Below are 4,192 nucleotides of genomic sequence, written 5' to 3' on the forward strand. Positions count from 1 at the left end.
CTGCTCATATGGCAGGTGAAGCCAGCGAAATCGCGATAACGGCGATTAACAATAATATGGTCGTCACGGCTTGCCGCAATGGAAGCGGCGGACTCCTGCTCATTTGTTGGGGGGTCGGTGCCGACGGATCGTTCACGCGACTTGGTGACAGCAACCCAAGTGGTCAACCCCCGCAAGCGGGAGAGGTTAGCCTCGTGACCATCGCGAATGTCGGCAACAATATTGTTGTAACCGCGGTCAAGAATGGCAGCGACAATCTTGAGTTAATTGGCTGGAGAATCTCTAATGATGGCAAGACAATCCATCGTCAGAACCCTGTTGGAGCGACAGCAGGTACGGTTGGCGAAATCGCCCTGACCCCATTTAGCGATTCTGAGACTGGTCAAACAGGCGTCATCACGGCTGTGCAAAATGGTTCTGGGAATCTAGAGCTCATTGCGTGGATGGTGCTCGATCAAGGGATGGGCTTTCAACGATTAGGGGACACCAGCACATTGCCTTCGGGCCAGCGTCCCGGCACTGCCAGTCATATTTCAATTAGCCCCTCTGGAAACGCAGCCAATACTTTCTTGACGACAATGCGACGGGGCAGCGGCGATTTAGAGTTGATAGCCTTCAGTTTGGGTCGCAACGGCGGCTTTACACGTGAAGGCGATCTCGGTCAGAGCCAAGGCACCGACGTTACCGAAACGGCCTTGACCAGTTTCTTTGGTCGAGACGTCAGTGCCACGCGCAAGGCGGATTTTTTGAACGTGTCCGTATGGGAAGTCTCGACGCTTAATAAAACCCAAGTCACAAATACGGCAGCCATCAATCAGTGGTTCGCGTCAGCGTTGGCTGATCCTAGTCGCGCAGACAGGCTTAAAGGTGACTGGATAAGGCTGATGAAGGCGGAACTTCCCTTGTCCGAACATCAGAAAGAGAGTCTTGCCCTGATCCCAGAACATCACGCGAAAGAACTCAAAGCCGCCATCGCAATGGTTGTTGAGAAGGGTGGTACGATCCATTTGGATCGCAAATCGGAGAACAGCCCTGGAACTCTTGTCGTGCAACCGACTGTGACAGGCACACACACAGCGGACTTGTCTATCAACGTCTTCCACTGCACCTTCGATGCTAATTGTCGACATTGGCATTGTGGATGGGGGCCAGCGAGAAGGTGAGCCTGTCGATAGGGGGTTCTGGTCGGAAATAACGACTTTAAATGGCGCGCTCAGAGGGACTAGAACCCCCGACACCTTGGTTCGAAGCCAAGTTTATCAAGAACAAATCATAATAAAATCAGCGGCTTGCGATGTAACAAATTTAGCAGTTACTGCCTAGAACTGCTTGAAACAATTGGGGTTATATTACACTTTGTTACAAATCTGCTACAGTAAATTCTTATAGCTTTCCTGTTCAATAAAGCTGACTAACTCTTTTTCTGTTGGTAATACAGTCTTATATTTAGAGGCGAAAATTTGCTTACTCTCTTTGAGTACTGAATATTTAACCATTGTTTCGTCTTTGTCTGCACAAAGGATCATCATTTCCGCGTTTTAATTCATCAAAGATTCGCACGTACATATCCATTTGACCGATATTCTCATGAATGAGTTTTTCTGTTTTCAAGTCAATAACAACAAAGCATTTTAAAAGATAGTTATAGAAAACTAAGTCAATATAGAAATGTGATGTTTCAGTGCTGACGCGCATTTGACGTGCAACAAATGAAAACCCTTTACCCAACTTTAAAAGGAATTTTTGTAAATGTTCTATGATGTTTGACTCTAAAAGACTTTCTTGGCCTCTTAAATCTTGCGCACAGAATAATACTTATCGTTGAATTCCATGCTTTTGCTCGCGAAAAATACTTCTTCAGTTTTCCTATTGTCTTCTAGGGTTATACACATACTATTTTTTAGCTCGCAGCATCTAGTTTAATTTGTTATATTCCAATACCTATAAAATAAGGAAGAAATTTTAAATGCCAGATAAATTACGTGGAAAAGTAAAATGGTTTAATGAGAGCAAAGGTTTTGGCTTTATTGAAAGTAATGGAAAAGATTATTTTGTGCACTTTAGTGCAATTCAATCGACTGGTTTCAAAACTCTTTCCGAAGGTACCAGTGTTTTGTTTAATGCAGTAAAAGGACAAAAAGGGCCTCAGGCAGAAGATGTTGAAATCGTTTGATATTTTGAGAATATCTTTTATTCAAAGAATCTTCAGAGCAAATTAGCTATTTATTTTTATTTGATGCAGCCGAGTTGAATAGTCTGTATCTTCTTCTGGAAGTTCCATAAGCAAACTTGTTGCTAGCAACCAGGCTTGCTATTTAATCTGCAGATTCATTTACTAAAATCATGAGCTCATTTGGTAGTAACTCTAATTTTTCGATAGCATACTTTCACATATATCCCTATGGATAACCTGAATAAAACGTTTGCTAAATCAAGTTTTCATTTGCAGTAAAGGCAATGGTTAGCCAACGTTGCGGCGTATCTTCTCCAATAGCCAACGCAATTTCATTACGAATTTCATCCAAGGTTTCAATGCTCGATATTGGGTAATCCATAGGTACTACAATATGTATTTCAATAAATTGAGCTCGTCCTATTTTTGCAACGTAGCTTGTATAAGTTTTGAAATCACGTTGTTTGGTAAGCTCATCTAAAAATGCTCTTATTTTTTCATCAAGATCCAAGGGTGCCATGCGAAATATGTCTCGTGTGGCATCACGGACTGCGGTCATAGGCACAAAAATCAAACAAGCAGTAAGAATCGCTAAAATAAGGGGATCAATGTAGGGGGTAAAATATCCGTAAGCCCCACCCTGCAACAAAGTCGCGATACCAAATGCCAATAGGAGAGAGGAGGAAATCAAAGCAGACATTAACCAACTTTGAATGTCTAATCGCAAGAATTCAGACTTAATTTTGCGGTTTTTTTTAATCAAATAAAAATACATGCCGGTTGATAAAAAAAATACTAAAAGAGCAAACACAAATGCCCAATCAAAATTCAGTTCATGTCCACCAGACATTAAACTACCAATTGCATTTATCATCGCATAAGTACAAAGAAGTATTAGGATACTACCATTCAAAACAAGAACCATAGGTTCAATATGCCAGTAACCATATTGAAATCTCCGATTCCCTTTACTTGTTAAAAGACGGGCAACAAAAAAGGCGAGGATTGATATAACGGTATCCACCATATTAAACATACCGTCAAAGACGATAGCCAATGAACCCGACAATAGCCCAAATAAAATACCTACCACTGCTAAGAGAAAGGTAACAGCTATTGATATTTTAAGAGCTCGTTGTTCATGAAGCTCCTCTTGTATTTTCATTTCAGTGATCCTGATATTAATAATGTTTTAATCTACTGTGTCCAAGGCTTGTATTATTAGAACTTATTACATAATAACTGCCTCTTTTTTCCTATTGTTGCAGTAAGTTTTTCGCAGGGTTTTGAAAAATCAATTTATTTTACGCACACTAACTTTGCGTCCTTTTAATTTTCCACTTTGTAAATATTGGTACGCTTTATCTGCTTGGCTGTGGTGGATTGCAACATAGGAGTACATGGCGGTAATGTTAATTTTGCCAATTGTGTTACCTTCTAATCCTGCATCTTTGGTTAATGCCCCAAGGATGTCACCGGGGCGAATTTTATCTTTTTTACCAGAGGCAAGACAGAGTGTAACCATTTCTGGCACTAAGCGAGTAGTGTGGTGATTTTCTAATTCATTAATGTTCCCCCAATGAATGGGGTGCGGGTGATTATCTTCAATGGAGCAAACTCGTTGTGCATCGGCAGGTGTTATAAGACTTAAGGCAATCCCTTTATTCCCTGCTCGTCCAGTTCGACCAATACGATGAATATGGACGTCATGATCAAAAGCGAGATCAAAATTAATCACCGCAGAAAGTTCCTTTATATCAAGTCCTCGCGCTGCAACATCAGTAGCGACAAGAATAGAACAACTTTGGTTAGCAAAACGCAATACAGCAAGATCACGGTCGACTTGTTCCATATCTCCATTTAAAGCGGTGGCACTGAAGCCTTCGTAGATGAGCTGGTCTGTGACTTCTGCTGGGCCCTTCATAAATTGTTTTGAAAGCTGTTTGATTTCTTCGGGATAGGTCGCAGAAAAAAGTAGAGTTTGTCTTTGTTTAGGACAAATCGAAATAATGTTTTTAA

At 41.3% G+C, this 4,192-nt stretch carries 5 protein-coding genes and 1 tRNA gene; 2 read left to right on the forward strand and 4 right to left on the reverse strand.

Annotated elements, in window-relative coordinates; translation table 11 throughout:
* Window positions 1-1,163 (forward strand): hypothetical protein (locus Lsan_RS22355; RefSeq protein WP_202814629.1); only part of this gene is annotated, 1,163 nt, incomplete at its 5' end.
* Between the two features lie 42 nt (window positions 1,164-1,205).
* Here Lsan_RS22355 and Lsan_RS22120 read toward each other — a convergent pair.
* Both Lsan_RS22120 and Lsan_RS23020 read right to left on the reverse strand, forming a co-directional pair.
* Window positions 1,206-1,289, reverse strand: a tRNA-Arg gene (locus Lsan_RS22120).
* Between the two features lie 199 nt (window positions 1,290-1,488).
* Window positions 1,489-1,728, reverse strand: a complete 240-nt coding sequence (locus tag Lsan_RS23020) for a PDDEXK nuclease domain-containing protein (RefSeq protein WP_475001232.1) — start codon at window positions 1,726-1,728, stop codon at window positions 1,489-1,491.
* A gap of 238 nt (window positions 1,729-1,966) precedes the next feature.
* Between Lsan_RS23020 and Lsan_RS12450 the strand changes: the two genes are divergently transcribed.
* Window positions 1,967-2,173 carry a cold-shock protein gene (locus tag Lsan_RS12450; RefSeq protein ID WP_058514562.1) on the forward strand — a complete coding sequence of 69 codons (207 nt, stop codon included), beginning with the start codon at window positions 1,967-1,969 and terminating at the stop codon, window positions 2,171-2,173.
* 253 nt (window positions 2,174-2,426) lie between these two features.
* Here the strand turns inward: Lsan_RS12450 and Lsan_RS12455 are convergent, their stop codons facing one another.
* Both Lsan_RS12455 and Lsan_RS12460 read right to left on the reverse strand, forming a co-directional pair.
* Window positions 2,427-3,338: a cation diffusion facilitator family transporter gene (locus Lsan_RS12455; RefSeq protein ID WP_058514563.1), complete on the reverse strand. Its 912-nt coding sequence runs from the start codon at window positions 3,336-3,338 to the stop codon at window positions 2,427-2,429.
* Between the two features lie 129 nt (window positions 3,339-3,467).
* Window positions 3,468-4,192, reverse strand: a 725-nt coding sequence (locus Lsan_RS12460; protein ID WP_193392706.1) for a DbpA RNA binding domain-containing protein, incomplete at its 5' end; no start/stop codon positions are given.

It is taken from the genome of Legionella santicrucis (genome assembly GCF_001468135.1).
GTDB classification, from domain to species: Bacteria; Pseudomonadota; Gammaproteobacteria; order Legionellales; family Legionellaceae; genus Legionella; species Legionella santicrucis.